A 26,561-nucleotide genomic window follows, 5' to 3' on the forward strand; every position below is an offset into this window, starting at 1 on the left:
CAGCCCTGCGGGCTGGTCCCCCCGAGGGGGAGCGAGCGCCTTCGGAACGGCCGGGCGGCGCTCACGCGACGAATCCTTCGAGCACGTTGACAACGTTGATGCCGACCTCGGCGACCGCATAACCGCCTTCCATCGTGAACACCGTCGGCAGGCCGAGCGTGGCGATGGCCGCTCCGATTCGGAGATAGTCGGCACTGCTCACGCGGAAGCGCGAGATCGGGTCGCCTTCGAACGTGTCGACGCCGAGCGCGATCACCAGCGCATCGGCGCCGAAGCGACGGATCTCGGCCAGCGCCTGCTCGAGCGCCGCGGACCAGCCGGAGAAATCGGTGCCGGCCGGCAGCGGCAGGTTCAGGTTGCAGCCCGCGCCGGCGCCGGCGCCGCGCTCGTCGGCATGGCCGAGGAAGAACGGGTACTCGGTCGACGGGTCGCCGTGGATCGACAGGGTCATCACGTCGGCGCGCTCGTAGAAGAGGCTTTGCGTGCCGTTGCCGTGGTGGTAGTCGACGTCGAGCACCGCGACGCGGCGCGCTCCGCCGTCGCGCAGCGCCTGCGCGGCGAGCGCGGCGTTGTTCAGGAAGCAGTAGCCACCGTAGAAATCGGCGCCGGCATGGTGACCCGGCGGGCGGGTCAGCGCCATCGTCGCGCGCGGCGCATTGGCGGCGAGCAGCGCACGCGCCGCATCGATCGCGCAGGCGGCGCCGGTGCGCGCGGCGTCCCAGGTGCCGGCCGTCAGCGGCGAGCCGGCATCGAACGAGAACAGCCCGACGCGCGCGGCGAAATTCAGCGGCAGCACATCGTCGCGAAAGCCGCGCACCGGCCACACCGAGGGCAGCACGTCGACTGCCGCGTTCTCGGGATCGAGCGCGACCCATTCGTCCCACGCCGTGGCGAGGAAATCGACATAGCGTGGCTGGTGCACGCGGCGGATCAGCGCGAGGTCCGCATCGCCCGGCGTGCGCAGTTCGCCGACCGGCCGGCGCTGCAATTCGGCCATCACGTGCGCCAGCCGCGCCGGCGTTTCGTGGCAGGGCACCAGGCGGCCGCGGAACATCTCCTGGCGGCCATCGTGGCGGGCGTGGGCGGGGTTGTGAAAGATCAGCATCGGGCGATTGTGGTTCAGGCCGAACAACTGAAACCGCGCTGTGCTTGAACTGGAACGGGCTCGATACGCGCACTCGCAACACTGCCTTCCACAGCAAATCCACCAATGAAGGCGCAGTAATGAAGCTGACAACGATGATGAATGCGATGGTCCTGGCGGCGTTGGGTGCCGTGGGTGCAGCGCAGACGGCGCAGGCGGCCGTGATGACCCAGACGGCGATGCTCAACGGCGCCGGCGGCAACCCGAACGTGACCAACCTCAACCCGGTCGTCTACATGAGCGAGGACGTCGAGTTCACGAAGTTCGACACCAATCTCGGCACACTGCAGTCGGCGCTGCTCGAATGGGACCTCGGCGGCAACACGTCGGTGACGCCGGCCCTCGCGCCGCCGCCCGCGGTGGTCTGGACCGATGGCACGATCACCTTCCAGTTCCGCGGCCAGCAGGACGTGACGGCATTCGACCACCTGCTGACGACGAAGCTCTTCGACATCGACGGCCCCGACGGCAGTGCCAACCTGAACCTGGCGAATGTCATCGGCAGCGGCAAGTTCAGCGCCGGGCTGTTCGAGGCCATCTTCGACATGAGCAGCGGCCTGTTCCCGGCGCAGGTCTCGGGTGAGTACAACGGCAAGGTCACGCTGACCTACACCTACGAGCCGGGCCGCGGCACCGCGGACGTACCGGAACCGGGCAGCCTCGCGCTGCTCAGCGTCGGCCTCGTGGCCGTCGCACTCGGCCGCCGCGGCGTGCGCCGTTAGTGCCTAGCGCTGCCCGACGATCAGCGGGTACGGATTCAGCGGCGTGCCCTTCCACCACTGCCGCTCCGCTCCGAGCACGAAGACCGCGAAGTGCAGATGCGGCGCGTCGGCCGATGCGTTGCCGGTCGAGCCGACGGTGCCGACCGGATCCCCACGCTTGAGCCACGCGCCTTCCTTGAGGCCGTCCGCATAACGATCCAGGTGAGCGTAGTAGTAGGCATAGCGCTCGGTCGGATCGAACTGGTAGACGGTCAGGCCGCCGGGCTTGCTGTTGAACAGCTTGACGACCCGCCCATCGGCCGCGGCCACCACTGGCGTGCCGCGCGGCGCCGGGATGTCGAGCGCTTCATGGCGCTGCGCGCCGCGCGCCTGCTCGTAGTTGTCGCGCAGCATCGAGGCATCGATGCCGGCCACCGGGACCCGCAGCGAGCCCGGCGAGGGTGGATGGATGCCGGCGAGCACCGCTGGCGCCGATGCCGATGCCGCCGCAGCGGCGGCCGGCGCGGATGGGGCGACCGGGGCGGACGGGGCAGCAGGCGCGGCGTGCCGGCCCGCCCGTTCACGCACCGCTTCGTCGCTGCAGCCGATCGTCACGCTGCCCGCGATCACCGCGCACCACGCGACCGTCCGCACCGCGCGACGCGCGACCATCCGCGCTCACCCCTTCACGTCGACCACGAATCCGGCCGACCCGAGCGCGGAGAGCCGCTTCGCATCCCAGTTCGTCAGGTGCACGCAGCCATGCGTTTCCATGCGGCCGACCAATGACGGTTCCGGCGTGCCGTGAATGCCCCAGTGCGGCTTGTTCAAGCCCAGCCAGATGCTACCGACCGGATTGTTCGGCCCCGGCTTGATCTCGACCTTGCGCTGGTTCGGCTTGGCGTCCCACATCAGCGCCGGGTCGTAGTGGAACGACGGGTCGGCGACCTCGTTCTTGATGCGCATCTGCCCGACCGGCAAGGGATCGTGGCGCCCGCCGATGCTGACCGGGAAGGCCGCCACCGGCTGGCCCTGCTTGTCCAGCACCTGCAGCTGCCGCTCGGCCTTCAGGATGCGGATCGACGCCCCGGCGCGCTGCGGCTTGGTGTCCAGCACCGCCGGCACGACCAGCTCGCTGCCGACCGCCCACTGGCGGCCAGGGTTCAGCTGCTGCAGCAGGCGCGGCGACGAGTGGAACTTCTCGGCCAGGCCCTCGAGCGGGGTCTGGTAGCCCAGCCGCGGCAGGTCGGCGCGCGCCATGATGTCCTTGGGCACCGGCTGGAACGGGCCGCGCAGGTCGGCTTCCGACACCACGTAGCGCACCAGCGGCGCCGCGTTGTCGGACTGCAGCATTCCCCAAGTCGGCGCATCGATGCGCCCGCTCGGCCGCAGCCCGTGCGAGGCCTGGAACGCGCTCACCGCGCGCCGCATGTTGGTGGCGAACACGCCATCGATCTCGCCCGACGAGAACCACTGGCGATCGAGCAGCACCTGCGCGCGCACCACGGCCGCGCCGCGGCTGCCGGGCCCGAGCACCGGCAGGCGCTCGGCGCGTTCGATCGCGGTGATCATCGACGCCGCGGTCGACTTCGGCAGCGGCTTCGCCTGCAATGGCGCCGCGAACAAGGCGGCCAGCAGCGGGGAAAGCAGGCGCAGCGTGTTCATGGCAACAACCGGCAAACCGTGTACCCGGTGCCACGGCACTGCCGGCGAACCCCAATGGCGCGGATGGCGGCGCGCGGCTTAGAGTCGCGCGCGTCGCTCCAACCACCGCCACCCACGAGATGCGCCTGCTCCCACGTTCCCTCCTCGCCGCCGGCCTGCTCGCCGCCGGCAGCCTCGCCGCCGCGCAGCCGGCCGCCACGCTCCGCGACGTCGTCGTCGTCGGCAGCAACTGGGACGGCACCGCCGAGATCTTCGATCCGCACACCTTCAAGGTGCTCAAGCGCCTGAACCTCGTGCCCGACCGCGCCGAGCGCCTGCAGGAGATCGAGGACGCCGGCCTGAAGCGCCGCTTCATGTTCCAGCTGATCCGCCGTGTCATCGGCGAGGGCCACGACCAGCTCGTCGACGACCTGTTCCCGTCCCACGACGGCCGCCTGCTTTTTGCGTCGCGGCCGAGCTTCGCCGACGTCGTCGCGCTCGACGTGCTGACCGGCAAGATCGCCTGGCGCACGCCGATCGAAGGCGTGCGCGCCGACCACGCGGCGCTGTCGCCCGACGGCAAGACCTTCCTCGTCTCGGCGTCCACCGCACGCAAGGTGCACGCGATCGACACCGCCACCGGCAAGATCATCGGCGGCTTCGAGTCGGGCGACCAGCCGCACGAGAGCAACTATTCGAAGGACGGCCAGCGCATCTACCACGCCAGCATCGGCAAGGTCTACGTGCCGACGACCGCCGGCTGGCTCGACGGCATCAAGGGCGACCGCTGGTTCCAGGTCGTCGATGCGAAGACTTGGGCAGTGCTCAAGCGCATCGACATCGGCGAGAAACTGAAAGCATTCGGCCGGCCCTGGGTCGACAAGGCGGTGCGGCCGATGGCGGTGGCGCCGGACGAGCGCCATGTCTACATGCAGGTCTCGTTCTTCCACGGTTTCTTCGAATACGACCTGCAGCAGGAGAAGATCACCCGCGTCGCCGAATTGCCGGTGCCCGACGAGATCGCCAAGCTCTCGTACTGGAGCTACCAGCTCAATTCGGCGCACCACGGGCTGGCGATCAATTCCGAGGGCACCAAGCTCTGCGTGGCCGCCACGATGTCGGGTTATGCGGCGATCGTCGACCGCGCGACGCTGAAGCCGACGATCATCCCGCTGTCCGACAAGCCGCTCGGCGCGAAGCCGTACTGGGCCACCGAGAGCGCCGACGGCAAGCACTGCTACATCTCCGTCAGCGAACAGGACCGCGTGTCGGTGATCTCGTTCGCTGAAGCGCGGGAAGTGGCCAGCGTGAAGGTCGGCGATCACCCGCAACGGGTGCGCACGGGCAAGCTGCTGATTGCCGAGTAGACGGCTCAGTCGATCTCGAACGCCGGCACCTGCCGCCCATCGATGTCGGTGAAGCCGTATTCGCGGGCCAGGTCGGCGACGCGGTGCACGCGGCCGCTCTTCTCCATCACTTCGCGGTCGGCGGCCAGCGCGGCGATCGCGCGGCCCAGGTAGCGCGGTGACTCGGTGCGCGCGAGCGCCGGCCGCTCGCGCCAATGCGCCTCGTCGGTCTTGTGGCCGGCGAGGATGAATTCGGTGCGCATCCAGCCCGGCGATACCGCGAGCGACGCGACGCCGTGTTCGCGCAGCTCCTGCGCGATGCCGAACGCCAGCCGGTTCATCGCCGACTTCGCGAGGTCGTAGAACAGGTTGCCGGTCAAATAGCGGTCGCGGTCCCAGAAGGTCGTGCTGGCGATCAGGCCGCGCCGCTGCTTGACCATCATCGGCGCGGCGAATCGTGCGGCGACCAGGTGATTGCGCACGCCGCGATCGAACATCGCATCCCACTGCGCCAGCGGGTGCTCCCAGAACGGCGCCTGGAACACGCCGTTGAAACTCTCGTGGCCGCCCCAGGCGTTGTTGACCAGCAGGTCGAGCCGGCCGGCTTCACGCTGCACACGCTCGAACAAGTCGCGCACCTGGTCTTGCTGCGTGTGGTCGACCCGCACTGCGATGCCACGGCCGCCGGCGGCCGTGACCTCGTCGGCGGTGTCGTCGATGCTGCCCGGCAGGCGCGCGAGGCCGGACATCGCCATCAGCTCGCCGTAGCGCTCGGCCGGCTGCGCGCGCGTGCTGCGGCCGGTGACGTAGACGGTGGCGCCGGCAGCGCCGAGCTCGACCGCGATGCCGCGCCCGCCGCCGCGGCTGGCGCCGGTGACGATCGCGATGCAGTCCTTCAGGGGCGGGTGGGCCATGGCAGTCTCCCATGCGTCGAAACGATGGATCGACGATAGCGGCGCCTCAGTCGCTCGTCTTGGAAGAACCCGCAACGACGCGTTCGAAGAACAATCCCGGCGTGAGCCCGCACAGCGCCTGGAACTCGTTGACCAGGTGCGACTGGTCGTAAAACCCAAGATCCTGCGCGACCTCCGCCCAGCGCGGCGGCACTGGCTGGCGCAGCGCACGCAGGCAGGCATGCAGCCGCGCGAGGCGCCGCCACGCGCGCGGCGTCAGCCCGATGTGGGCCTGGAAGATCTGCTGCAGCCGGCGCTCGCCGATGCCGAGGCTTTGGGTCACATCGCGCAGACCTTCATTGCCGGTCGATTCGGCGAGCAGGCGCGCGGCTTGCATCGCCTGCTGGCGCACGCTGCGGTCGGCGGGATTCAAGTGGCGCTGCAACACCTCCTGCAGCAGCGCGACACGGGCGGCATCGTCGCGCGCCGCGGCCAGACGCTCGAGCAGCTCGCCCGCGTCGTGACGCCACAGCGCCTCGAGCGACACCGCGGTGCTCGCGATCTCGCTTGCCGGCACGCCGAGCAACGCGGCGGCCGCGCCGGGGCGCAAGGTCAGCGACAGGCCGGCGACGCGGCCCTGCAGGTGCAGCACCGCCGGCGCCGCGCTCGCGCCCACCGCCTCGGCCGCGAACGCGGCCTGCCCGCCGATCGTCGGCGCATCACCCAGGTTGAAGATCAGGTGCACTGCGCCATCGGGCAGCACACGTTCCTCGACTGCACGTCCGTCGGGAATCTGCTCGCGGTAGGCGGTGATGTTGGCGACGAACTCCCGCAGCGGCGGCGCGACCGCGAACCCTTGCATCGTGCCGGCCGGCACGTCGGTCTCCGGCGCGTACAGCGGGTCGCCGTCGAGGCGAACGAAGAGGCGCTCGGGCATCAGTGCCCGCCCGGCCGTCCGAAGGGCACTGAGCGCCCCCCGGGGGCCGCGAACGCAGTGATCTGGGGGCCGACCATCTCTGCGATGCTACGCCGCGATGCGCTGACGAGGCGATTTCCGCCACGCGGCGCCGTCAGTTGCGCGTGATCGTCAGGCCCGCGGCCCGGGCGCCGACGGGCGCCTTGGCGCTGATCGTCACGCCGCGGTTGCGCGGGGCCACCACGGTCGTGATCGTGAAGCTCGCGCTGCTGGCACCGGCGGGCACGGTGACGCTGGCCGGTACCGCCGCCCACGCGGGGGTCGACGAGCCGAGCGTCACCAGCACGCCGCCGGCAGGAGCCGGCCCGGCCAGGCCGATCACGCCGGTCGCCGACTGGCCGCCGACCACGCTGCGCGGCTGCAGCACCAACGAGGTCAGCGCGGGCATCGCGGCGGCCTTCGTCACGGTCAATGCCGTGGTCTTGCTGACGCCGGCATAACTCGCAGTGACGTTGGCCGTGGTGGTCGCGCTGACCGAGGTCGTCGTGATCGTGAAGTTCGCGCTGCTCGCGCCCTGAGCCACCGTCACCGACGAGGGCACCAGCGCGGCCGATGACGAGCTGGCCAGCGTGATCACCGCGCCGCCCGCCGGCGCCGCGGCCGACAGCTGCACGCTGCCGGTCGCGCTACTGCCGCCACTGACGCTGCTCGGCGTGATGCCCAGCGTGCTCAGCACCGGCGCCGTGCCCACCGGGTTCCAGCCGAGCTGGATGACATCGAAGTCGCTGGCCGACAGCAGGCGGAACGCCGGGTTCAGCACGCCGTTGTCCCAGCGCGTGTCGAAGGTGCCGGTGACGTACAGGTCGGAGCCGTTGTCGGCGACGATCAAGCCGTGCTTCTGCATCGCGCGGAAGATCTTGCGCAGGTTCGGGTCGCTGGTGCGCAGCGCCGGGTCGGCGCCGTTGACGCTGGCCTTCAGGCGCAACCGCGCGCCCATCGGCAGCGCGCCCGCGGTGCTGCCGGCGCGGTGCGAGGCCGGCCAGACGTAGCCGTTCGTCGCACGAACTGTCACACGAAAGGCGTGGCCGATCTCGGAAAGCGTGAGGTCGTACACCTCGTCGTAGCGCACCAGCCCCGGAAAGATCGCCAGGCCCGCGGCATCCGCCGAGGTCCAGCCGTTCGGCCGGCGATTGTTGGTGTTCATGTCGAAGAACGCGCCCGAGCCGGCGCGCCAGCCGCTGCCGTCGTACCAGACGTTGTACAGCTCGTAGAGGTGGTTGTTGCTGCAGTCGACCATCAGCAGGTGGCGGTCGGAACTGCTGCGCTGGTCGACATTGGCCGGCGCGCCGCCCTCGACCCAATGCGGCTGCGTGATCGATTGGATCGGGATCGGATAGAAGGCCTGGCCGACGCCGTCGCTCTCGTCGTCGTAGAGAAAGCTGACCCGCGACTTGACTTGGGCCCCGTCGACCACTGCATAGGGCATGCCGTAGATCGAGACGCTGCCGGAGGACTCCTCGCCGCCGAAGTCCGGATGCAGCCGCCGCGTGCCGCCGTTGTTGATGAACGAGATGAAGGCCGCGGAGTTGGCATCGACCGGCGCGCTGCGGATGTCGAGGTTCCACCAGTTGTCGGCCGGGAACACCGGCTCGGCGCCGCGCACCGCGGCGCCCTGGACGGGCGTCGATGCCGGACACACCACGCTGCCGGCCTGAACGGCGAGCGGAGCGGTCACGAACAGCGAGAGCAGCAGGGCGCGCACGTTCATCTGGAATTCCTAGGGATGGTCGACAGGGCCGGTTTGTGCCATCACCGCGATCCACCGTCGTGTCCAGCTGTAAGGGAGCATCGACATGGGATCCATCGATCTGCGGTTGCGCACGCGTCATCTCGCGGCCCTGTGCGCGCTGCTCGCCAGCCTGGCCGTGGCCGATGCGCAGGCGCAGGCAGCCAAACCGCTGGCTCCGCTGCCGGCCCTGCAGACGCCGATCGGCGCACCGCAGCGCAGCACGCCGGCCAACGATCCGATCATCCTGCAGCTGCAATTGCGCGACCCCAACGACGCGACGCGCGGACGGATCCAGAAGGTGAACGTCACCTACGTGAAGACCGACCGCAAGCAGGGCGAGGACGACTTCGCCTACGCCGCGCGGCTGACGCGCGAGAAGGCCGCGGCCATCGCCGACGCGACCAATGCGCTCGTGCCCGGCACCGCGAAGGCCATCGACAAGGAGGTCAATGTCATCGTCGGCTATCGCAGGAATGCCCAGGGCAGGTACCTGCGCGATCGGTTCGGCTTCTTCATTCCGATCTACAAGAAGTTCAAGCAGGGTTATGTCGAGTTCACCAACCTGGTCAACGATCCGCGGCTGAAGAACGATCCGCAGATGATGGGCCAGCAGGTGGTCTTCGGCGAACGCGTGCGCCAGCAGAACGGCACCATCAAGATCGTCGGCGGCAATCCGACCGGCGAGCCCGGCGGCGGGGTCTGGGGCCAGGGCGAGATCCCCGGCGTGCCGCCACCGCCACCCCCCTCGTCGGGCAGCTCGATGGGCAGCATGATGGGCTCGGCCGGGACCTCCAGCGGCATCTCGATCGGCGACTTCCCCGGCGACCCGACATCGACGCCGTATGCCGCGTTCGGCGTCTTCGAGGTCGACAGCTTCGGCGATCCGATCACCAGCCCCGATGGCGGCGTGCCGGTCGCGGTGGTCGACATCGTGTCGGGCCAGACCGCCAACGATGTGCTGCAGTCGCTGTACCTGCTGCTGCAGGAGATGAACATCGAGGCGACGCTGGACCTCGCCGAGAGCCTGCTGTTCATCGACGGGCTGGGGGCGAACCAGCAGGTCTACTGGAACGAGACCGACACCGGCCTGGAGTTCGGCATGAGCGCGGCTTTCATCGTGCCGCTGCCGGACAGCCTGGGGCTCGCGCTGACGGGGTTGATGCTGATGGCGGGCCTGCGCTCGACGCGCCGGTAGCGCTGCGCGGCGCACTCACAATGCGCCGATGCCGACCCCGCTCGCCGCTGTCGTCGATGCCTCCCGTCGCGCTGCGGAAACCAGCAGCCGGATCGCCAAGCGCGATGCGATCGCCGGCTGCCTGCGCGGCGCGGCCGGCGATGAAGTCGAGATCGCCGTCGCCTTTCTCTCCGGTGTGATCCGCCAGGGCCGCATCGGCCTCGGCTACGCCACGCTGGCCGCACAACGCGGCGAGCCCGCGGCGCAAGCCGCGCTGATGCTGCTCGAGGTCGACGCCGCGCTCGGCCGCATCGCGGCGACGAGCGGCAAAGGCTCGGCGGCCGCGCGCCATGCGCAGCTGCATGAGCTGTTCCAGCGCGCCACGGCGGCCGAGCAGGACTTTCTGATGCGCCTGCTGGTCGGCGAGCTGCGCCAGGGCGCGCTCGAAGGCGTGATGATCGATGCGGTCGCCGCGGCGTCCGGCGTGCCGCTGGCCGACGTGCGCCGCGCGGCGATGTTTGCCGGCGATGTGGGGATGGTCGCGCGCCTGGCCCTGACCGAAGGCGCGGCCGCGCTCGCCGGCTTCGGCGTCGCGCTGCACCGGCCGCTGCAGCCGATGCTCGCAACGCCGGCCGAGGACATCGCCGATGCGATGGCGCGGCTGGGCACCGCGGCGCTCGAATGGAAGGTCGATGGTGCGCGCGTGCAGGTGCACAAGTCGGGTGAGCGCGTCGAGGTTTACACGCGCAACCTGAACGACGTCACCGCCTCGGTGCCCGAGATCGTCGAGGCGGTGCAGGCGCTGCCGGCGCAGGAACTGGTGCTCGACGGCGAGGCCGTCGCGTTGAACGCCGGCGGCACGCCGCTGCCATTCCAGGTGACGATGCGTCGCTTCGGCCGCAAGCTCGACGTCGCGCGCATGCGCAGCGAATTGCCCTTGGCGGTCTACTTCTTCGACTGCCTGCACCGCGACGTCATGCCGCTGATCGACCGGCCCGCCCGCGAGCGCTTCGATGCGCTCGCCGACGTTGTGCCCCCAGCGCTCGTGATCCCGCGCCTGATCACTGCCGACGTCGCCGCCGCCGAAGACTTCTATGCCGATGCCCTGGCGCGCGGCCACGAGGGCGTGATGGCAAAGGCGCTCGATGCGCCCTACGAAGCGGGCGGCCGCGGCGCGAGCTGGCTGAAGGTCAAGCGCACCCACACGCTCGACTTGGTCGTGCTGGCCGCCGAATGGGGCCACGGCCGCCGCCGTGGCTGGCTGTCGAACCTGCACCTCGGTGCGCGTGATCCGGCCGGCGGCTGGGTGAAGCTGGGCAAGACCTTCAAGGGCATGACCGACGCGCTGCTCGAATGGCAGACCGCCGAGCTGCTGGCACGCGAGAGCAGCCGCGATGCTTACACGGTATATGTGCGGCCCGAGCTGGTGGTCGAGATCGCGTTCAACGACTTGCAGCAGAGCCCGCAGTATCCGGGTGGCCTCGCGCTGCGCTTTGCGCGGGTCAAGGGCTACCGGCCGGACAAGCGGGCCGAGGAGGCGGATACGATCGAGGCGGTGCGGGCTTTGTATGCGGCGCAAGGAGCGAATGAGGCATGAAACGGTTGATGGCACTTCTGGTGGCCGCATGGCTTCCGTTGACGGGCTGCGGCGGCGATTCCGATCCGGATCGCGACCCCACCGTCACCGCAGCGAAGCAGCGCTGGTTGGACGCCAACGTTCGCAGTTATCGCTTCACGTACTCGATGTCCTGCTTCTGTCCCTCGCGCGGACCGATCGCGGTCACGGTGCGGGACAACCTGGTGATTGAGGCGCACGCGAAGGAGACCGGCATGGCGCTGCCGGCGGAAGAACTCAAGTCCGTTCAGACCATCGGGCGCATCTTCGACCGCATCGACGATGCCTATGCGCACAAGGCCAGTGTGATCCGGGTGACGGCCGATCAGACCTACGGCTATCCCACCAGCGTGTACATCGACTACAGCGGGGGCTTCGTCGATGATGAAGTCGGCTTCACCATCGTCGAATTCGTGGCCGGTGCATGAGTGATCAAATGCGCTACGTACTTCGACACGACGTTCCCTCCGTCGAAACCTACATCGACATTCGCCTCGCAGCGGGCCTCAGCAGGAAGTCGTCTCAGGCGGCCACTGTCGGTCTGAGCAATGGCCTCTTCAGCGTGGTCGTGTACCTGGATGCCGCACCCGTGGGCATCGGTCGGATCATCGGCGACGGCGGCTGCTTCTTCGAGATCGTGGACATCGCGGTGCGGCCGGAGCACCAGAAGAAGGGGCTCGGCGACATGATCATGAGGGCGCTGATGCGCTGGATTCATGAGAACGCGCCGTCGACCGCCTACGTCAGCCTGATGGCAGACCATGGGACTCCAAAGTTCTACGAGCGCTACGGCTTCGAAGCCTCGCTGCCTCCCAAGAAGTCCGGCATGTCCCTGCGCATCGCGTAGTTGCGAAACGAACGGATGGCCGATCGGATCATCGCCTTCCTTGCCGAGGCCGTACCCGCCTTGTTCTGGGCCACGGCCGAGTTCACGTTGCTCGTCCTCGCGTTCAGCGCGTGCTTGAGGGCGTATGCCCTCTTCCGTTCGCGCAGGGAGCGCACGGCCGACTTCATCGGACACGATGCCCTGGCAAGGTGGATCCGCTTGACGTGGGATGCCTGGCTTCAGCTCGCCGTCGTCGCGATCCTCCTTGGCGCTGTCTGGGCGATGATCGCGGCACTGACCGAAGAGTAGGAGGCTCTTCGAACTCACCGTCCACTCGGAGACATTCGCTTGATCATCGAACGCATCTACATCGGCGCACCCTCCGGCGATTCTCAGCAGGAGGTGCCGGCGGTCCAGGTGATTGCCGGGGCGGGCATCGTCGGGGACCGGTACTTTGGGCGGCATGACGAGCCGGGCCAGAACATCACGTTCGTCGAGGCGGAGGCCATCGAATCCTTCCAGGACCTCCACGCGAGGCCTCGGGATCTTTCGGTCACGAGGCGCAACGTCGTGACCCGCGGCGTCCGATTGAACGAGCTCGTCGGCAAGGAGTTCATTGCCGGCGGCCTGCGCTTTCGCGGCGTCGAGCTCTGCGAGCCGTGCCTCGGCCTGGGCCAGGCGCTGTCGTCGGCAGCGCTTGCACCGCCTGCCGTCGTCAAGGCATTCGTTCATCGCGCAGGCTTGCGCGCCGATGCGCTCTCGAGCGGTGAGTTGCGGCAAGGCGCGCAGCTCGAGTGCGAGGCGTCTGGTCAGGCACGCGCATGAGACCGCTGGCAGGGAGCGCGCCGCTCGCCTGGCTCGCCGCCGCGGCAGCAATCGTTGCCGCCTCGTGGCCGCATCTGTTTGGCGCTGAAGTCCCGTTGCCGGGGTTGCGGGGCTTGTCTGCGCCGACTGTCGGCTGGCCACTGTCGGTGGCCTCATTGGCCATGGCGGTGTTCCTGTCGCTGCCGCGCCTGCTGTCCAGAGACCGGCTGCTGGTCTGTGCCGGCATTGCGCTGTGCCTGTTCGTGGTGCTCGTCGTCTACGTCTCTCCCGTATTCGCCGGCGTGTTCGCCCTCATGGCCGGAAGCATCATCCGCGAAGTCAGGCCCACGGCCTGATCCGGGCTGAGCGCTCGTTCGCCCCGCCGTGAAAGCGCATGCACAATCACGCGCATGCGCAAATCAGCAGCCCGCACGGGTCCCGCCGGCGGCAAGGTCACGCTGGAGATGGTCGCTCTGCGCAGCGGCGTGTCGCCGGCCACCGTCTCGCGCATCCTCAACGGCACGGCAGTCGTCAGCGACGAGAAGCGCGCGGCGGTCGACCTGGCGATCGCCGAGCTCGGCTTCGTGCCGAACCCGATCGCGCGCGGGCTGGCCGGCGGGCGCACGCTCAGCGCGGGCGTCATCACGCAGGCGATCGACAGCCCGTTCTACGGCGTCGCGCTGCGCGGCATCGAGGAGGTGCTGGACAAGGCCGGCTACATCCCGCTGTTCGTCAGCGGCCACTGGAACGCCGACGAGGAGAAGCGCTGCATCGAGGTGCTGCGCTCGCGCCGCGTCGATGGGCTGATCGTGCTGACCGGGCGGCTCGGCGATGCCGAGTTGGGCAAGGTGGCGAAGACGCTGCCGACGGTGATCACCGGGCGTGTGCTGAAGGCGCCGGGGCTGTATTCGCTGCAGTTCGATGACTTCGAAGGGGCGCGGCTGGCGACCGAGCACCTGCTGTCGCTGGGCCATCGGCGCATCGCCTTCATCGCCGGCGATCCGGTGCACCCGGATGCCAACGAGCGCCTGCGCGGTTATCGCAGCGCGCTGCAGGCAGCGGGCGTGCGCTTCAAATCGAGCCTGGTGCTGCAGGGCAGCTTCATCGAGGAGAGCGGCCGCGCCGCGGTGCAGCGGCTGCTGGCCAGCGGCGAAGCGTTCAGCGCGATCTTCGCGGCCAATGACCAGATGGCCTTCGGCGCCGCGCTGGCGCTGTACGAAGAAGGCTTGCGCGTGCCCGACGACGTGTCGGTGGTCGGCTTCGACGACCTGGCCGGCGCCACGCACTCGATCCCGCCGCTGACGACGATCCAGCAGTCGGGGCTCGAGATGGGCCGGCTCGCGGCGGCCAGCCTGCTCGAGCTGCTGGCCGGCGAGCTGCCGAAGGCGCAGCTGCCGAAGCCGCAGCTGATCGTGCGCGCGTCGACGCGGCCGATCGCGCCGGCCTGAGAGAGGCCCCGAGAGGGCTGAGCGCGCGCTCGAGCGCCCGCCCGGTCCCGCGCCGCACCGCGGGGCCGCGATTACCCTGAGTTGACAGCTGCGAGGCGCGCTCATAGAGTGTGAAAGCGCTTTCAGCACAACCCGCCTTCCCATGTCCTCACGCCGCCCCTTCACCGTTCACGCGCTGCGCCGCCGCATCGCGCTGGGGCTGCCTGCGGCCTGGGCCCTCGGCACGACGGCGGCGCGCGCTGCGGCGCCGCGCGCGCTGACGGTCGCCGCGTTTCCGGCGATCGACCAGATCGTGCGCGGTGCTGTTCCCGCCTGGCGCGAGCTGCATCCCGACGTCGAGCTGAAGGTCGTCAGCCGGCGCGCGTCGGACCACCACGTGGCGATGACGACGGCGCTGTCGAGCCAGAGCAACCTGCCGGACCTGTTCGCGCTGGAGGCCGATTACGTCGGCCGCTTCTCGCTCGGCAGCGGGCTCGAAGATCTGCGTCGCGCGCCGTTCAACATCGAGGCGCTGCGTCAGCGTTTCGTGCCCTACGCGTACCAGCAGGCGACCAACCCGCGCGGTGAGGTCGTCGCGGTGCCCACCGATGTCGGCCCCGGCACGCTGCTGTACCGCAGCGACCTGCTGCAGCGCGCCGGCCTGGTCGAAGCCGACCTGGTGCGCAGCTGGGACGGCTTCGTCGAGGCCGGCCGGCGCATCAAGGCCAGCACCGGCGCCGTGCTGCTGGCGCATGCGCGCGACATGAAGGACATCCTGATCCGCGCCGGCGTCACGCCCGGCGACGGCATCTACTTCGGCCGCGGCAACACGGTGCGCGTCAATTCGCCGCACTACGCGCGCGCCTTCGAGCTGGCGCGTGCGGTGCGCAAGGCCAAGCTGGACGCGAACATCGGCTCCTGGTCGTCGGACTGGACCGAAGGTTTCCGGCGCGGCGGCATCGCCACGCAGATGATGGGCGCCTGGCTCGCCGGCCACCTGAACAACTGGCTCGCCCCGGGCACGCGCGGGTTGTGGCGCGCGGCGCAATTGCCCGAGGGCGCGTACGCGGCCTACGGCGGCACCTTCTTCGCGCTGCCGCGTGCCGCCGATCCGGCGGGCAAGGCACTGGCCTGGGAACTGGCGACGCTGCTGACCACCGATCGCCGATTGCAGCTGGCCGCGTTCCAGCAGCACGATGCCTTCCCGGCGGCGGTCGACACCTACGGCGACCCGTTCTTCGAGCAGCCCATTCCCTTTCTCGGTGGCCAGCCGGCGCGCACCGTCTGGCGTGAGGCTGCACGCCGCATCACCGCGCCGACCGTGCACAAGCAGGACCGCTTCGCCGAGGAGGTGATCAACACCGAGCTCGACAAGGTGCTGCTGCGCGGCAAGGACATTCCCACCGCGCTGGGTGACGCCGAGCGGCTGCTGAAGCAGCGCGCGTTGCGCTGAAAGCGGCGACGATGGCACTCGACGGCACACCCCCTGCGATGACGACGCCGCTGCGCCCCGCCGATGCACCCGAGACGCTGCCTCCTGTCAGTGCCACCAGCGCCGCCAGTGCAGCGGTGCCCGCGCGCGGCAGCCGGCTGCGCATCTCGGCGCGCTCCGCCCCCTACGTGCTGCTGCTGCCCTTCCTCGCGCTGTTCCTGATCTTCGGCCTGTTCCCGCTGGGCTTTTCGCTCTACCTCGCGTTCCAGAGCTGGGAGCCGACCAGCGGCCTGGGCGCGATGAGCTTCGTCGGCTGGGACAACTTCCGCTTCGCGTTGAGCGACGAGTGGTTCTGGAAGTCGATGTGGAACACGCTGTGGCTGGCGGTCGCCGGCGGCGTGCCGCAGCACCTGGTGGCGATTCCGCTGGCCTGCTTCATCCATGCCGGCTTCAAGCGCTGGCGCAACATCGTGCTGGGCGCGTACTTCGTGCCCTACATCACCTCGACCGTCGCGGTGGCCATCGTCTTCACGCTGCTGTATTCCACCGAATACGGGCTCATCAATGCGGTGCTGCGTGGGCTCGCGAAATGGCCACTGATCGGCGCGCTGATGCCGGCGCAGGCGATCGACTGGATCAACGACCCCGAGCACCTGAAGCCGGCCATCGCGGTGCTGGTGTTCTGGCGCTTCGTCGGCTTCAACATCGTGCTGTACCTGGCCGGCCTGCAGGCGATCCCGCGCGACCTGTACGAGGCCGCGACGATCGACGGCGCCGGCCCGCTGCAGCAGTTCTTCCACATCACGCTGCCGGGGCTCAAACCCATGATCCTGTTCGGCGTCACCTTGAGCGTCGTCGGCGGGCTGCAGCTGTTCGAGGAGCCCTTCATCCTGACGCCCGATGGACGCGGCGGCTCGGACCAGGCCGGCATGACGGCCGCGGTGTACCTGTACCGCACGGCCTTCGATTTCAATGACTTCGGCGCTGCGAGCGCGATGTCCTGGCTGCTGTTCATCGCGGTGGGCGCGCTGACCTGGGCGATCCACCGCGGCATCGGCAGAGGCCTGCGATGAACGCACGCCGCAACACCGTTCGCGCCACCTGGGCCGCCTACGCCCTCATCGGCGCCGGCGCGCTGCTGATGCTGGCGCCGTTCTGGTTCATGTTCGTCTTCGCGACGCATTCGCGCACGGAGATCTTCAGCGTGCCGCCGCCGATGTGGTTCGGCGACGACCTGCTGAACAACCTGCGCATCCTCGGTGAGCGCATTCCGTTCTGGCGCAATCTCGGCTGGAGCGTCTACGTCGCGCTGGCGTCGACGGCGCTGACGCTGCTGTTCTGCTCGATGGGCGGCTACGCCTTCGCGATGTTCGAGTTCCGCTTCAAGAAGGCGCTCTTCGCACTGGTCATCGGCACCATGCTGCTGCCGTCGTTCATGAGCATGATCCCGACCTTCATGATCATGGACGCGCTGGGCTGGATCGACCAGCCGCGCGCGCTGTACATCCCCGGCGCGGCCAGCGCCTTCGGCATCTTCCTGATGCGGCAATACGTGCTGAGCGCGGTGCCTCGCGAATTGATCGAAGCCGCGCGCATGGATGGCTGCGGCGAGCTCGGCATCTATGCGCGCATCGTGCTGCCGCTGCTGAAGCCCGCGCTCGGCACGCTGGGGCTGGTGACCTTCATCGGCTCGTGGAACAACTTCATCGGGCCGCTGATCGTGATGCGCAGTCCCGACAACTACACCTTGCCGTTGGCGCTGCGCAGCCTGCAGAGCCCGGCGGACACCGAATGGGGCGCATTGATGGCCGGTGCGGCGGTGGCGACCTTGCCGCTGCTGGTGCTGTACACGCTCGCCTCCCGGCAATTGATCGCCGGCCTGACCGTGGGCGCCGTGAAGCAGTAGCGCCTGTTCCGGGCTCCTGCGGCCCGCTTTGTCTGACTTGCACGCCGGCCTGCGAGGTCCGGCTTCGACCATGAACGACCCACTCGGCTTGACGCCCCCCTTTCCCCCCGGTTTCGTCTGGGGCGTGGCCACCAGCGCCTATCAGATCGAAGGCGCGGCCAGGGTCGACGGCCGCGGACCGTCGATCTGGGACACGTTCTGCCGCGTGCCCGGCGCGATCGCCGACGGCTGTTCGGGCGACGTCGCCTGCGACCACTACCACCGCTGGGCGACCGATCTCGACCTGGTCAAGAGCCTGGGCGTCGAGGCCTACCGCTTCTCGATCGCCTGGCCGCGCGTGCGGCCCGATGGCCACGGCGCGTTCAATGCCGCCGGCATGGATTTCTACGACAAGCTCGTCGACGGCCTGCTCGCGCGCGGCGTCACGCCCTACATCACGCTGAACCACTGGGACCTGCCGCAGGCGCTGCAGGACGAGGGCGGCTGGGGCGCGCGCGACACGGTGCACCGCTTCGTCGAATACGCCCGCCACGTGCATGCGCGCCTCGGCGACCGCGTGCGCTCGATCACCACGCACAACGAGCCCTGGGTGATGGCTGTGCTCGGCCACCAGAACGGGATCTTCGCGCCGGGGCTGAAGCACCGGCCGCTGGCGATGCAGGTGTCGCACCACCTGCTGCTGAGCCACGGCCTGGCGCTGCAGGCCCTGCGCGCCGACGGCGCGAAGGCCGAGCTCGGCATCGTGCTGAACCTCGCGCCCTTCCACCCGGCCACCGATGCCCCGGCCGACCACGACAAGGCGCGGCTCGAGGACGGGCTGCTGCGGCGCTGGTACCTCGATCCGATCTATCACGCCAAGTACCCGGAAGACGTGCTCGCCGAGCTCGGCCCGGATGCGCCGCTGGTGCAGCGCGGCGACATGGCCGACATCGCGCAGCCGATCGACTTCCTCGGCGTCAACTACTACTCGCGCTCGGTGGTCAGCGCGGCCGAGCCGTGGGATGCGCAGGCCGCCGGCCACGAGACCACCGCGATGGGCTGGGAGATCTACCCGCAGGGGCTGACCGAGCTGCTGGTGGCGCTGGGGCGCGACTACCCGGTGCCGGCGCTGATCGTCACCGAGAACGGCGGCGCCTTCGCCGACGAGCTGAGCCACGGCCGGGTGCACGACGCCGATCGTGCGCGTTATCTGGCGACGCACGTCGCCGCGGTCAGCGATGCGATCGCCCAGGGCGCGCCCGTGCACGGCTACATGGTGTGGAGCCTGCTCGACAACTTCGAGTGGGCGTCGGGCTACGACAAGCGCTTCGGCATCGTGCACGTCGACTACGCCACGCAGCGCCGCACGCTGAAGGACAGCGCGCTCTGGTACCGCGACTTCCTCGCCCGTCAACGGCAGCGCTGAACGTTTTCGAGAGGGCACGAGATGGGACAGCTGTCACTGCGCGGACTGCGCAAGCGCTTCGGCGACGTCGAGGTCATCAAGGGCATCGACCTGGAGATCCACGACGGCGAGTTCATCGTCTTCGTCGGGCCCTCCGGCTGCGGCAAGTCGACCACGCTGCGGCTGATCGCCGGGCTGGAGGACATCAGCGACGGCGAGCTGCGCATCGACGGCCAGCGCGCCAACGAGCTGCACCCGGCCGATCGCGGCGCGGCGATGGTCTTCCAGAGTTATGCGCTGTATCCGCAGATGACCGTGGCCGAGAACATGGCCTTCGCACTGCGCATGGCCGGCGTGCCGAGGGCCGAGCGTGAGCAGCAGGTCAAGCGCGCGGCCGACACGCTGCGCATCACGAAGCTGCTCGGGCGTTATCCGAAGGACTTGTCGGGCGGCCAGCGCCAGCGCGTGGCGATCGGCCGCGCGATCGTGCGCAACCCGCGCGTGTTCCTGTTCGACGAACCGCTGTCGAACCTCGATGCGAGCCTGCGCGTCGACATGCGCGTGGAGCTGGCGCGGCTGCGCGAGACGCTCGGCACGACGATGGTCTACGTGACGCACGACCAGGTCGAGGCGATGACCTTGGGCGACCGCATCGCCGTGTTCAACGACGGCCGCATCGAGCAGCTCGGCGAGCCGATGGCGGTGTACCGCGCGCCGGACACCGAGTTCGTCGCCGCCTTCCTCGGCGCGCCGCGCATCAACCTGGTCGACGCGCCGCCGTCGGTCGGGGCCAGCCGCGAGCACCAGGCGCTGTGGGATGCGGCGCTGGCCGGGCGCAACGGCCGCTCGCCGCGGCGCATCGGCCTGCGGCCCGAACACCTGCAGCTCGATGCCTCGGGCGAGGGCATCGCGGCGGTCGTCGCGCTCGCCGAACGTCTGGGCGACAGCGTGGTCGCGCATGTGCGCGTGTTCGGCATCGAACCACTGCTGACCTTGCGGATCAACGACGGCGCATCGGCGATCGAGGCCGGCGAGGTGCTGCACCTGCGCGTCGTCGACGGCGCGGCGCTGGCCTTCGGCGACGACGGGCGGCGGCTGCACTGAGCCGCCGCGCTGGGGCGTCACGGCGCCTGGTAGATCCGCACGTGCTCGACTTCGAAGCGCACCGGGAAGATCGCGTCGTCGATCGCCCCGCCCAGGTCGCCGCCGATGGCCAGGTTCAGGATCAGGAACTGCGGCGCATCGAATGGCCATTGCGCGCTGCCGCTGCCGCGGTTCTCGTACACGTGGTGCACGCGGCCGTTGACCGCGAACGTCACGCGATGCGGCGTCCACAGCATCTGGTAGTCGTTGAAGGCGCTGCAGGCCGTGGGCAGCTGCGAGCCGCCGCCGACGCCCTGGCCGCCGCTGCCGGAGGTGGTATGCACGGTGCTGAAGACGCGCGTCGGCGCGCTGCCGACGTGTTCCAGGATGTCGAGCTCGCCGGCGGCCGGCCAGTTGCCGTGGCCCAGCGTCCAGATCGCCGGCCAGGTGCCGGCGCCGCAGGGCATCCTGGCGCGGATCTCGAAGAAGCCGTAGGTCCACGATGCCTTGCCGCTGGTGATCAGCCGCGCCGAGGTGTACCGCTGGCCGCCCCAGTCAGCCGCCTGGCGCAGTTCTTCGCGCCGCGCGGTGATGACCAGGCGGCCGTCGCGCACCTCGCTGTTCTCGAGCCGCGCGTGGCCGTAGTACTGCTTCTCGCGGTTGTGCCAGCCGGCCTTGTTCAGGCCGGTGTCGTAGACCCAGCGGCTGGCGTCGGGCAGGCCGGGCACGTCGAATTCGTCCGACCACACCAGCCGGTAGGTCGGCGGCAGCGTCAAGGTCGTGGCCGTCGGCGCGGGCGGCGGGCTGCCGGTCGCCGGCACGGTGTCGCCGGTGCCGCCGCAGCCGGTAAGCAAGGCGGCGGCGAGCGCGCCGAAGCGCTGGAAAGGCAAGGACATTCGGGTGTCTCCTAGGTTCCAAATCTTGAAGGCGCTCTTATTATGCTGAAAGCGCTTTCAAACGCCAACGACTGAAAGCGCTTTCTACGCACCGGAATCCAACGACAACCCTCGACCGACACCGAGCGCGGAGGCTTGACGGGCTGCCGCCACTGACCGCCTCCGCGCCACGGGTCCCCAATCGAAAACACACCGGAGACTACGCTGATGAATCCCTTGCCCTCGGCCCGTTCGGCTCACGGCCCGCGCCCGATCTTCCGCATCACGGCGCTGGCGGCGGCCTGCGGGCTGGTGTGCAGCGGGGCTGCGTTGGCGCAGACCGCGGCCGCGCCGCCGGCAGCGGCGGCGTCCGCCGCGGCGCCTGCGGCGGCCGCCTCCGCGGTCCCGCCCACGCTGCTCGCGCAGGCCGCAACCGTGGCGCCGGTGGCCCAGGCCGGCACCCTGCAGCAGCCGATGACCGTCGTCATCACCGGCATCCGCCGCAGCCTCGAGTCGGCGATGGACCTGAAGCGCAATGCGCAGGGCGTGGTCGACGGCATCGTCGCCGAGGACATCGGCAAGTTCCCCGACACCAACCTCGCCGAATCGATGCAGCGCATCACCGGCGTGTCGATCGACCGCACGATCGGCGAGGGCTCGGCGATCACGGTGCGCGGCGTCGGGCCGGACTTCAACCTCGTGCTGCTCAATGGGCGCCAGATGCCGGCGTCGAGCATCGCCGACACCGCGCCATCGAATTCGCGCGCCTTCGACTTCGCGAACCTGGCGTCCGAGTCGGTGTCGGCGATCGAGGTCTACAAGACCAGCCGCGCCAGCTCGCCCGCCGGCGGCATCGGCGCGACGGTGAACATCAAGACCGCGCGGCCGCTGGAGAATCCCGGCCTGCGCGCGAGCGTCGGCATCAAGGGCGTCAAGGACGATTCCAACGACCGCCTGCCGAGCAGCCTGCAGGGCAGCTCGGTCACCCCCGAGATCTCGGGCATCTTCAGCAACACCTTCGCCGACGGCCGCTTCGGCATCGCGATCAGCGCCAGCTACCAGGAGCGCGACCTCGGCTTCAACCAGGCCGCGGTGCCGAACGGCTGGCGCGCCTTCAAGGGCGACGAGAACAACTGGGGCACGATTCCGCAGCCCGGCACGCCCGGCAGCGAGAACATCACCAACCGGCCCGGCCCGAACGACATCTACTCGGTACCGCAGAACCTGCTCTACAGCTTCAACGGCGTGCAGCGCAAGCGCACCAACGGCCAGCTGGCGCTGCAGTTCGAGCCCTTCAAGGGCCTGCGCGCGACGCTGGACCACACGTATTCCGAGAACAAGATCCAGACCAAGCGCAACGAGCTGTCGGCGTGGTTCAACTTCGGCCCCACGGTGACCAAGTGGACCGACGGCCCGGCCGCCGCGCCGACCTTCTATTCGGAGATCATCAACCCGCCGACCAGCGACATCGCGATGGCCGGCGCGCTGTACGCCACGCGCAACGAGAACAAGTCGACCGGCTTCAACCTGGCCTGGAAAGCGAGCGACAAGCTCGGCTTCGAGTTCGACATCCACCAGTCCACCGCCACCTCGGGCGCCGACAGCCCCTACGGCTCGAACTCGGTGCTCGGCGCGGCCAGCTTCAATCGCGGCACGACCTCGGTCGATTTCACGCGCGACTTCCCGGTGCTCAGCATCCAGGGTTCGCAGCTCGACGCATCGAAAATGATGGTCACCGGCTCGTCCTTCCGCAACAGCTACATGAAGTCGGGCGTCGACCAGGCCCAGGCGTCGGGCAAGTGGAAGATCCGCGAGGAGTCGGAGCTCCGGTTCGGCCTCGCGGCCACCCGCGTCGAGAACCGCACGGCCTTCTCGAACGTGCAGCGCGACACCTGGGGCGGCGCGACGAATCCGGGCGACTATCCCGATGACCTGTGGCGCGCCGACACCGTGCGCCAGTACTTCGGCCAGATCTCGGGCAGCGGCGATCCCGCACTGTTCAACCAGTTCTACGTCTGGGACTTCGAGAAGGTGCGCGCGATCGCCGCGCAGGTCGGCGGCGACCCGTCGCTGTACCTCGCGTCGAACGCCTTCACGACCGACCGCCGCGTCAAGGAGAACTCCGACAGCGCCTACCTGCAGTTCGACCAGGACTGGGAATGGGGCGTGCCGATGCATGCCGCGCTCGGCGTGCGCTACGAGCGGACCAAGATCACGTCGACCGCGCTGGTGCCCACCGCCACCGGCATCCTGTGGACCGGCAACAACGAGTTCTCGGTCCAGTTCGGCCAGCCGGGGTTCACGACCTTGAGCGGCGACTACAAGTACTTCCTGCCGAGCCTGGACTTCGATGCCGAGCTGAACGACCGCATGAAGCTGCGCGCGAGTTATGGCGAGAGCATCGGCCGGCCGCAGTGGCACCACATCCAGGGCGGCCAGACGCTGACGCAGCTGGCCCGCATCAACGGCGGCACCGGCGCGCAAGGCAACCCGGGGCTGAAGCCGCTGAAGGCCAAGAACTTCGATCTGTCGTTCGAGTACTACTACGCCAAGTCGAGCTATGCGGCGCTGGGCCTGTTCCACAAGACCATCGACAACTTCGTCGGCGTGACGACGGTGAACCAGACGCCGTTCAATCTCCATACGCCGGCCGGCGGCGCGCTGTTCAACGAGGCGGTGCAAAGCGGCTGCGTGCAGGGCGACCTGACCTGCATCCGCAACTACATCTTCCGCACCCACAACGGCCGCAACGGTGTCGTGCGCACCGGCACCGATCCGAACGGCAACGAGCAGGGCACGATCGCCGGCCAGCCGGGCGACCCGATCGCGACCTTCGCGATCACCATCCCGGCGAACCAGCGCTCGTCGAAATTGAAGGGCCTGGAGTTCAACATCCAGCACGTGTTCGGCAACTCCGGCTTCGGCGTCTCGGCCAACTTCACGAAGGTCAAGTCGGGGCTGGAGTACAACAACGCGAGCCTCGGTGAACAGTTCCCGCTGGTCGGGCTGTCGGATTCGGCCAACTTCGTCGGCTTCTACGAGGACAACAAGTTCTCGGTGCGCGCGGCCTACAACTGGCGCGACAAGTTCCTGGCCAACGTCGTCGACGGCAGCGGCCTGCCGAACCCGGTCTACACCGAGGCCTACGGCCAGTGGGACGTGACGCTGGGCTACAAGATCACCGACAACCTCACCGTGCAGGCCGAGGTGATCAACCTGACCGACGAGATCCAGCGCCAGCACGGCCGGCGCAAGGAGCAATTGCTCGGTGTGACGCAGACCGGCCGGCGCTACATGTTCGGGGCACGCTGGCAGTTCTGAGGAGGGCGAGGGATGAGCAGCAGCGTCCGCCAGGTGATCATCGTCGGCGGCGGTTCGGCCGGCTGGCTGGTGGCGGGCGTGCTCGCCGCGCGCCACCGCTCGGCCGATGCCGACGGCTTGCGCGTGACGCTGCTGGAGTCGCCCGACAAGGCGCCGATCGGCGTCGGCGAGGGCACCTGGCCGACGATGCGCGACACGCTGCGCACCATCGGCGTCAGCGAATCGGACCTGGTGCGCGAATGCGACGCGACCTTCAAGCAGGGCTCGCGCTTCGACCGCTGGATCGGCGGGCGCGATCCGCAGCGCGACGGTGATCGCTACTACCACCCGTTCTCGCTGCCACAGGGCTACGGCGATGCGGACCTGGTCGCCGGCTGGCTGCGGCAGCATGCCGATGTGCCGTTCGCCGACCTGGTCGGCCCGCAGCCGCACCTGTGCGCGCAGCACCGCGCGCCGAAGCAGGCGCAAACGCCGGAGTACGCGTCGATCGCGAATTACGCCTACCACTTCGATGCCGGCAAGTTCGGGCCCTTTCTGCGCCGGCACTGCGTCGAGCGGCTCGGCGTGCGGCATGTGCTCGACGAGATGGTCGAGGTGCTGTCGCACGACAACAGCGACATCGCTGCGCTGAAGACGCGTGACCACGGCGTGCTGGCGGCTGACCTGTTCGTCGACTGCACCGGCATGCCCTCGCTGCTGCTGGGCCGGCACTACGGCGTGCCGCTGGTGTCGCAGCGCCATGTGCTGTTCTGCGACACGGCGCTGGCATTGCAGGCGCCGTACTCGCGTGACGACCACCCGATCGCCTCGCAGACGATCTCGACCGCGCAAGCGAGCGGCTGGATCTGGGACATCGGGCTGTCGAGCCGGCGCGGCATTGGTCACGTCTACTCGAGCGCCCACACCAGCGACGACGCGGCCGCGGACGCGCTGCTGCGCTACATCGAGGCCCATGGCGGCCCGAAGAACGCCGGCACGCCGCGCAAGATCGGCTTCACGCCCGGCCACCGCGAGCGCTTCTGGCACCGCAACTGCGTCGCGATCGGCCTGTCGGCCGGCTTCATCGAGCCGCTCGAAGCCTCGGCGCTGGCGCTGATCGAGCTCTCGGCCGCGATGCTCGCCGACGACCTGCCGGCGACGCGCGAGGCGGTCGACATCTGCGCGCGCCGCTTCAACGAGTGCTTCAGCTACCGCTGGGGCCGCATCATCGAGTTCCTGAAGCTGCACTACGTGCTGTCGCAGCGCGCCGACAGCGAGTTCTGGCGCGACAACCGGCGCGCGGAATCAATACCGGAGCGGCTGCGCGAGATGCTGCTGCTGTGGCGTCACCGCAGCCCGTCGCGCTACGACCTGCAGCGCATCGACGAGGTGTTTCCGTCGGCGAGCTGGCAATACGTGCTGTACGGCATGGGCTTCCGGCCCGAGGCGCTGCCGAGGCACGCGGCCGCGGCCGATGAACATTTCCACGCTGCCGCGGAACTGACGCGCCGCATGCTCGGCGCGCTGCCCGACCACCGCACGCTGATCGATCACATCAAGCTGCACGGCCAATCGACGATTTAAGACCAGCCCATGACCCGCCCCGCACTGCTCAACAACATCGACCACCGCGATCTGCGTGTGAAGACCGACCGCGCCGAGCACTTCGGCGACGCCGTGATGTCGGCCGTGACCTTCCCGGCCGAGTTCCGCAGCGTGCAGGCGCACTATCCGATCGTCTTTCAGAAGACCGCTGACGGCACGGGCTTCCAGCCGCTCGCGCTGTTCGGGTTCGAGGCAGGCGAGAACCTGTTCCTCGGCTCGCAGGGTTGGGACGCGCCGTATGTCCCGATGGCGATCGAGCGTGACCCGTTTCTGATCGGCCGCGACGGGGATTCGTTGCTGATGCACGTCGACCTCGACAGCCCGCGGCTGGGTGTGAACGGTGCCGGCGGTGAAGCGCTGTTCCGGGCCCATGGCGGCACCACCGACTACCTCGACCGCATGAACTCGGTGCTGCTCGCGTTGCACGAAGGGCTGCAGGCCACGCCGGCCTTCATCACCACGCTGCTCGAGCTGCGGCTGCTGGAATCCTTCGTCTTCGACGTCGAGCTCGACGACGGCTCGACGCACCGGCTGGCCGGCTTCTACACGATCGACGAGGACCGGCTCGCCGCGCTCGACGGCGCGGTGCTCGAGCGCCTGCAGCGCGCCGGCCAGCTGATGCCGATCTACATGGCGGTGGCGTCGCTGTCGAACTTCCGCACACTGGTCGAGCGCCGCAACCGTCGCTCGTAGCACG

Annotated in this window: 25 protein-coding genes; 18 read left to right on the forward strand and 7 right to left on the reverse strand. The window is 69.2% G+C overall.

Annotation, left to right across the window (positions count from 1 at the left end):
* Window positions 1-61 precede the first annotated feature (61 nt).
* Window positions 62-1,105 carry a histone deacetylase family protein gene (locus tag HLB44_RS02005; RefSeq protein WP_173120066.1) on the reverse strand — a complete coding sequence of 348 codons (1,044 nt, stop codon included), beginning with the start codon at window positions 1,103-1,105 and terminating at the stop codon, window positions 62-64.
* Between the two features lie 119 nt (window positions 1,106-1,224).
* Between HLB44_RS02005 and HLB44_RS02010 the strand changes: the two genes are divergently transcribed.
* Window positions 1,225-1,866 (forward strand): PEP-CTERM sorting domain-containing protein, encoded by a 642-nt coding sequence (locus HLB44_RS02010; RefSeq protein ID WP_173120068.1) that lies wholly within the window; start codon window positions 1,225-1,227, stop codon window positions 1,864-1,866.
* A gap of 3 nt (window positions 1,867-1,869) precedes the next feature.
* On the opposite strand, the gene HLB44_RS02015 is transcribed toward HLB44_RS02010, so the two are convergent.
* Window positions 1,870-2,517 (reverse strand): M23 family metallopeptidase, encoded by a 648-nt coding sequence (locus HLB44_RS02015; protein WP_173120070.1) that lies wholly within the window; start codon window positions 2,515-2,517, stop codon window positions 1,870-1,872.
* 6 nt (window positions 2,518-2,523) lie between these two features.
* A complete protein-coding gene (locus HLB44_RS02020; protein ID WP_173120072.1) occupies window positions 2,524-3,510 on the reverse strand; it encodes a L,D-transpeptidase family protein in 987 nt (328 codons plus the stop codon).
* A gap of 119 nt (window positions 3,511-3,629) precedes the next feature.
* Between HLB44_RS02020 and HLB44_RS02025 the strand changes: the two genes are divergently transcribed.
* Complete coding sequence (locus tag HLB44_RS02025; protein WP_173120074.1) at window positions 3,630-4,856, forward strand: YncE family protein; 1,227 nt, start codon at window positions 3,630-3,632, stop codon at window positions 4,854-4,856.
* A gap of 5 nt (window positions 4,857-4,861) precedes the next feature.
* Here the strand turns inward: HLB44_RS02025 and HLB44_RS02030 are convergent, their stop codons facing one another.
* From HLB44_RS02030 to HLB44_RS02040, 3 genes are all read right to left on the reverse strand, one after another.
* Window positions 4,862-5,749, reverse strand: coding sequence for an SDR family NAD(P)-dependent oxidoreductase (locus HLB44_RS02030; protein WP_173120077.1), 888 nt, complete (start codon window positions 5,747-5,749; stop codon window positions 4,862-4,864).
* Window positions 5,750-5,795: 46 nt separating this feature from the next.
* On the reverse strand, window positions 5,796-6,665 hold the full coding sequence (locus tag HLB44_RS02035; protein WP_173120079.1) for a helix-turn-helix domain-containing protein: 870 nt from the start codon (window positions 6,663-6,665) through the stop codon (window positions 5,796-5,798).
* 133 nt (window positions 6,666-6,798) lie between these two features.
* On the reverse strand, window positions 6,799-8,412 hold the full coding sequence (locus HLB44_RS02040) for a hypothetical protein (protein WP_173120081.1): 1,614 nt from the start codon (window positions 8,410-8,412) through the stop codon (window positions 6,799-6,801).
* An 85-nt stretch (window positions 8,413-8,497) separates the two neighbouring features.
* Here HLB44_RS02040 and HLB44_RS02045 point away from each other — a divergent pair, with 85 nt between their 5' ends.
* From HLB44_RS02045 to HLB44_RS02105, 13 genes are all read left to right on the forward strand, one after another.
* Complete coding sequence (locus tag HLB44_RS02045; protein WP_173120083.1) at window positions 8,498-9,628, forward strand: hypothetical protein; 1,131 nt, start codon at window positions 8,498-8,500, stop codon at window positions 9,626-9,628.
* A gap of 28 nt (window positions 9,629-9,656) precedes the next feature.
* Window positions 9,657-11,204, forward strand: coding sequence for an ATP-dependent DNA ligase (locus HLB44_RS02050; protein WP_173120085.1), 1,548 nt, complete (start codon window positions 9,657-9,659; stop codon window positions 11,202-11,204).
* On the forward strand, window positions 11,201-11,650 hold the full coding sequence (locus tag HLB44_RS02055) for a DUF6174 domain-containing protein (RefSeq protein WP_173120087.1): 450 nt from the start codon (window positions 11,201-11,203) through the stop codon (window positions 11,648-11,650). Before HLB44_RS02050 ends, HLB44_RS02055 begins: the two co-directional genes overlap by 4 nt.
* A gap of 8 nt (window positions 11,651-11,658) precedes the next feature.
* Window positions 11,659-12,069, forward strand: a complete 411-nt coding sequence (locus HLB44_RS02060; RefSeq protein ID WP_173120089.1) for a GNAT family N-acetyltransferase — start codon at window positions 11,659-11,661, stop codon at window positions 12,067-12,069.
* A 15-nt stretch (window positions 12,070-12,084) separates the two neighbouring features.
* Window positions 12,085-12,357, forward strand: a complete 273-nt coding sequence (locus tag HLB44_RS02065; RefSeq protein ID WP_173120091.1) for a hypothetical protein — start codon at window positions 12,085-12,087, stop codon at window positions 12,355-12,357.
* Between the two features lie 39 nt (window positions 12,358-12,396).
* Window positions 12,397-12,873 (forward strand): MOSC domain-containing protein, encoded by a 477-nt coding sequence (locus HLB44_RS02070; RefSeq protein ID WP_217283502.1) that lies wholly within the window; start codon window positions 12,397-12,399, stop codon window positions 12,871-12,873.
* Entirely contained in the window at window positions 12,870-13,208 is a 339-nt protein-coding gene (locus HLB44_RS02075; RefSeq protein ID WP_173120093.1) for a hypothetical protein, read from the forward strand. The genes HLB44_RS02070 and HLB44_RS02075 overlap by 4 nt, the downstream gene beginning before the upstream one ends.
* Before the next feature lie 54 nt (window positions 13,209-13,262).
* Window positions 13,263-14,300 carry a LacI family DNA-binding transcriptional regulator gene (locus HLB44_RS02080; RefSeq protein WP_173120095.1) on the forward strand — a complete coding sequence of 346 codons (1,038 nt, stop codon included), beginning with the start codon at window positions 13,263-13,265 and terminating at the stop codon, window positions 14,298-14,300.
* Window positions 14,301-14,442: 142 nt separating this feature from the next.
* Window positions 14,443-15,732, forward strand: coding sequence for an ABC transporter substrate-binding protein (locus HLB44_RS02085; RefSeq protein WP_173120097.1), 1,290 nt, complete (start codon window positions 14,443-14,445; stop codon window positions 15,730-15,732).
* An 11-nt stretch (window positions 15,733-15,743) separates the two neighbouring features.
* Window positions 15,744-16,784 (forward strand): carbohydrate ABC transporter permease, encoded by a 1,041-nt coding sequence (locus HLB44_RS02090; RefSeq protein WP_246312007.1) that lies wholly within the window; start codon window positions 15,744-15,746, stop codon window positions 16,782-16,784.
* Window positions 16,781-17,617: a carbohydrate ABC transporter permease gene (locus tag HLB44_RS02095; protein WP_173120099.1), complete on the forward strand. Its 837-nt coding sequence runs from the start codon at window positions 16,781-16,783 to the stop codon at window positions 17,615-17,617. Before HLB44_RS02090 ends, HLB44_RS02095 begins: the two co-directional genes overlap by 4 nt.
* Before the next feature lie 70 nt (window positions 17,618-17,687).
* Window positions 17,688-19,022, forward strand: a complete 1,335-nt coding sequence (locus tag HLB44_RS02100) for a GH1 family beta-glucosidase (RefSeq protein ID WP_173120101.1) — start codon at window positions 17,688-17,690, stop codon at window positions 19,020-19,022.
* A gap of 21 nt (window positions 19,023-19,043) precedes the next feature.
* Window positions 19,044-20,105: an ABC transporter ATP-binding protein gene (locus HLB44_RS02105; protein ID WP_173120103.1), complete on the forward strand. Its 1,062-nt coding sequence runs from the start codon at window positions 19,044-19,046 to the stop codon at window positions 20,103-20,105.
* A 17-nt stretch (window positions 20,106-20,122) separates the two neighbouring features.
* On the opposite strand, the gene HLB44_RS02110 is transcribed toward HLB44_RS02105, so the two are convergent.
* Window positions 20,123-20,980, reverse strand: coding sequence for a glycoside hydrolase family 16 protein (locus tag HLB44_RS02110; protein WP_173120105.1), 858 nt, complete (start codon window positions 20,978-20,980; stop codon window positions 20,123-20,125).
* 207 nt (window positions 20,981-21,187) lie between these two features.
* Between HLB44_RS02110 and HLB44_RS02115 the strand changes: the two genes are divergently transcribed.
* The 3 genes from HLB44_RS02115 to HLB44_RS02125 are packed head-to-tail and all read left to right on the forward strand — an operon-like array spanning window position 21,188 to window position 26,557.
* Window positions 21,188-24,280 carry a TonB-dependent receptor gene (locus tag HLB44_RS02115; protein ID WP_173120108.1) on the forward strand — a complete coding sequence of 1,031 codons (3,093 nt, stop codon included), beginning with the start codon at window positions 21,188-21,190 and terminating at the stop codon, window positions 24,278-24,280.
* A gap of 12 nt (window positions 24,281-24,292) precedes the next feature.
* Window positions 24,293-25,843, forward strand: coding sequence for a tryptophan halogenase family protein (locus HLB44_RS02120; RefSeq protein ID WP_173120110.1), 1,551 nt, complete (start codon window positions 24,293-24,295; stop codon window positions 25,841-25,843).
* Window positions 25,844-25,852: 9 nt separating this feature from the next.
* Window positions 25,853-26,557, forward strand: coding sequence for a SapC family protein (locus HLB44_RS02125; RefSeq protein ID WP_173120112.1), 705 nt, complete (start codon window positions 25,853-25,855; stop codon window positions 26,555-26,557).
* Window positions 26,558-26,561 lie beyond the last annotated feature (4 nt).

The organism is Pseudaquabacterium terrae (assembly GCF_013266755.1).
GTDB lineage: Bacteria > Pseudomonadota > Gammaproteobacteria > Burkholderiales > Burkholderiaceae_C > Pseudaquabacterium > Pseudaquabacterium terrae.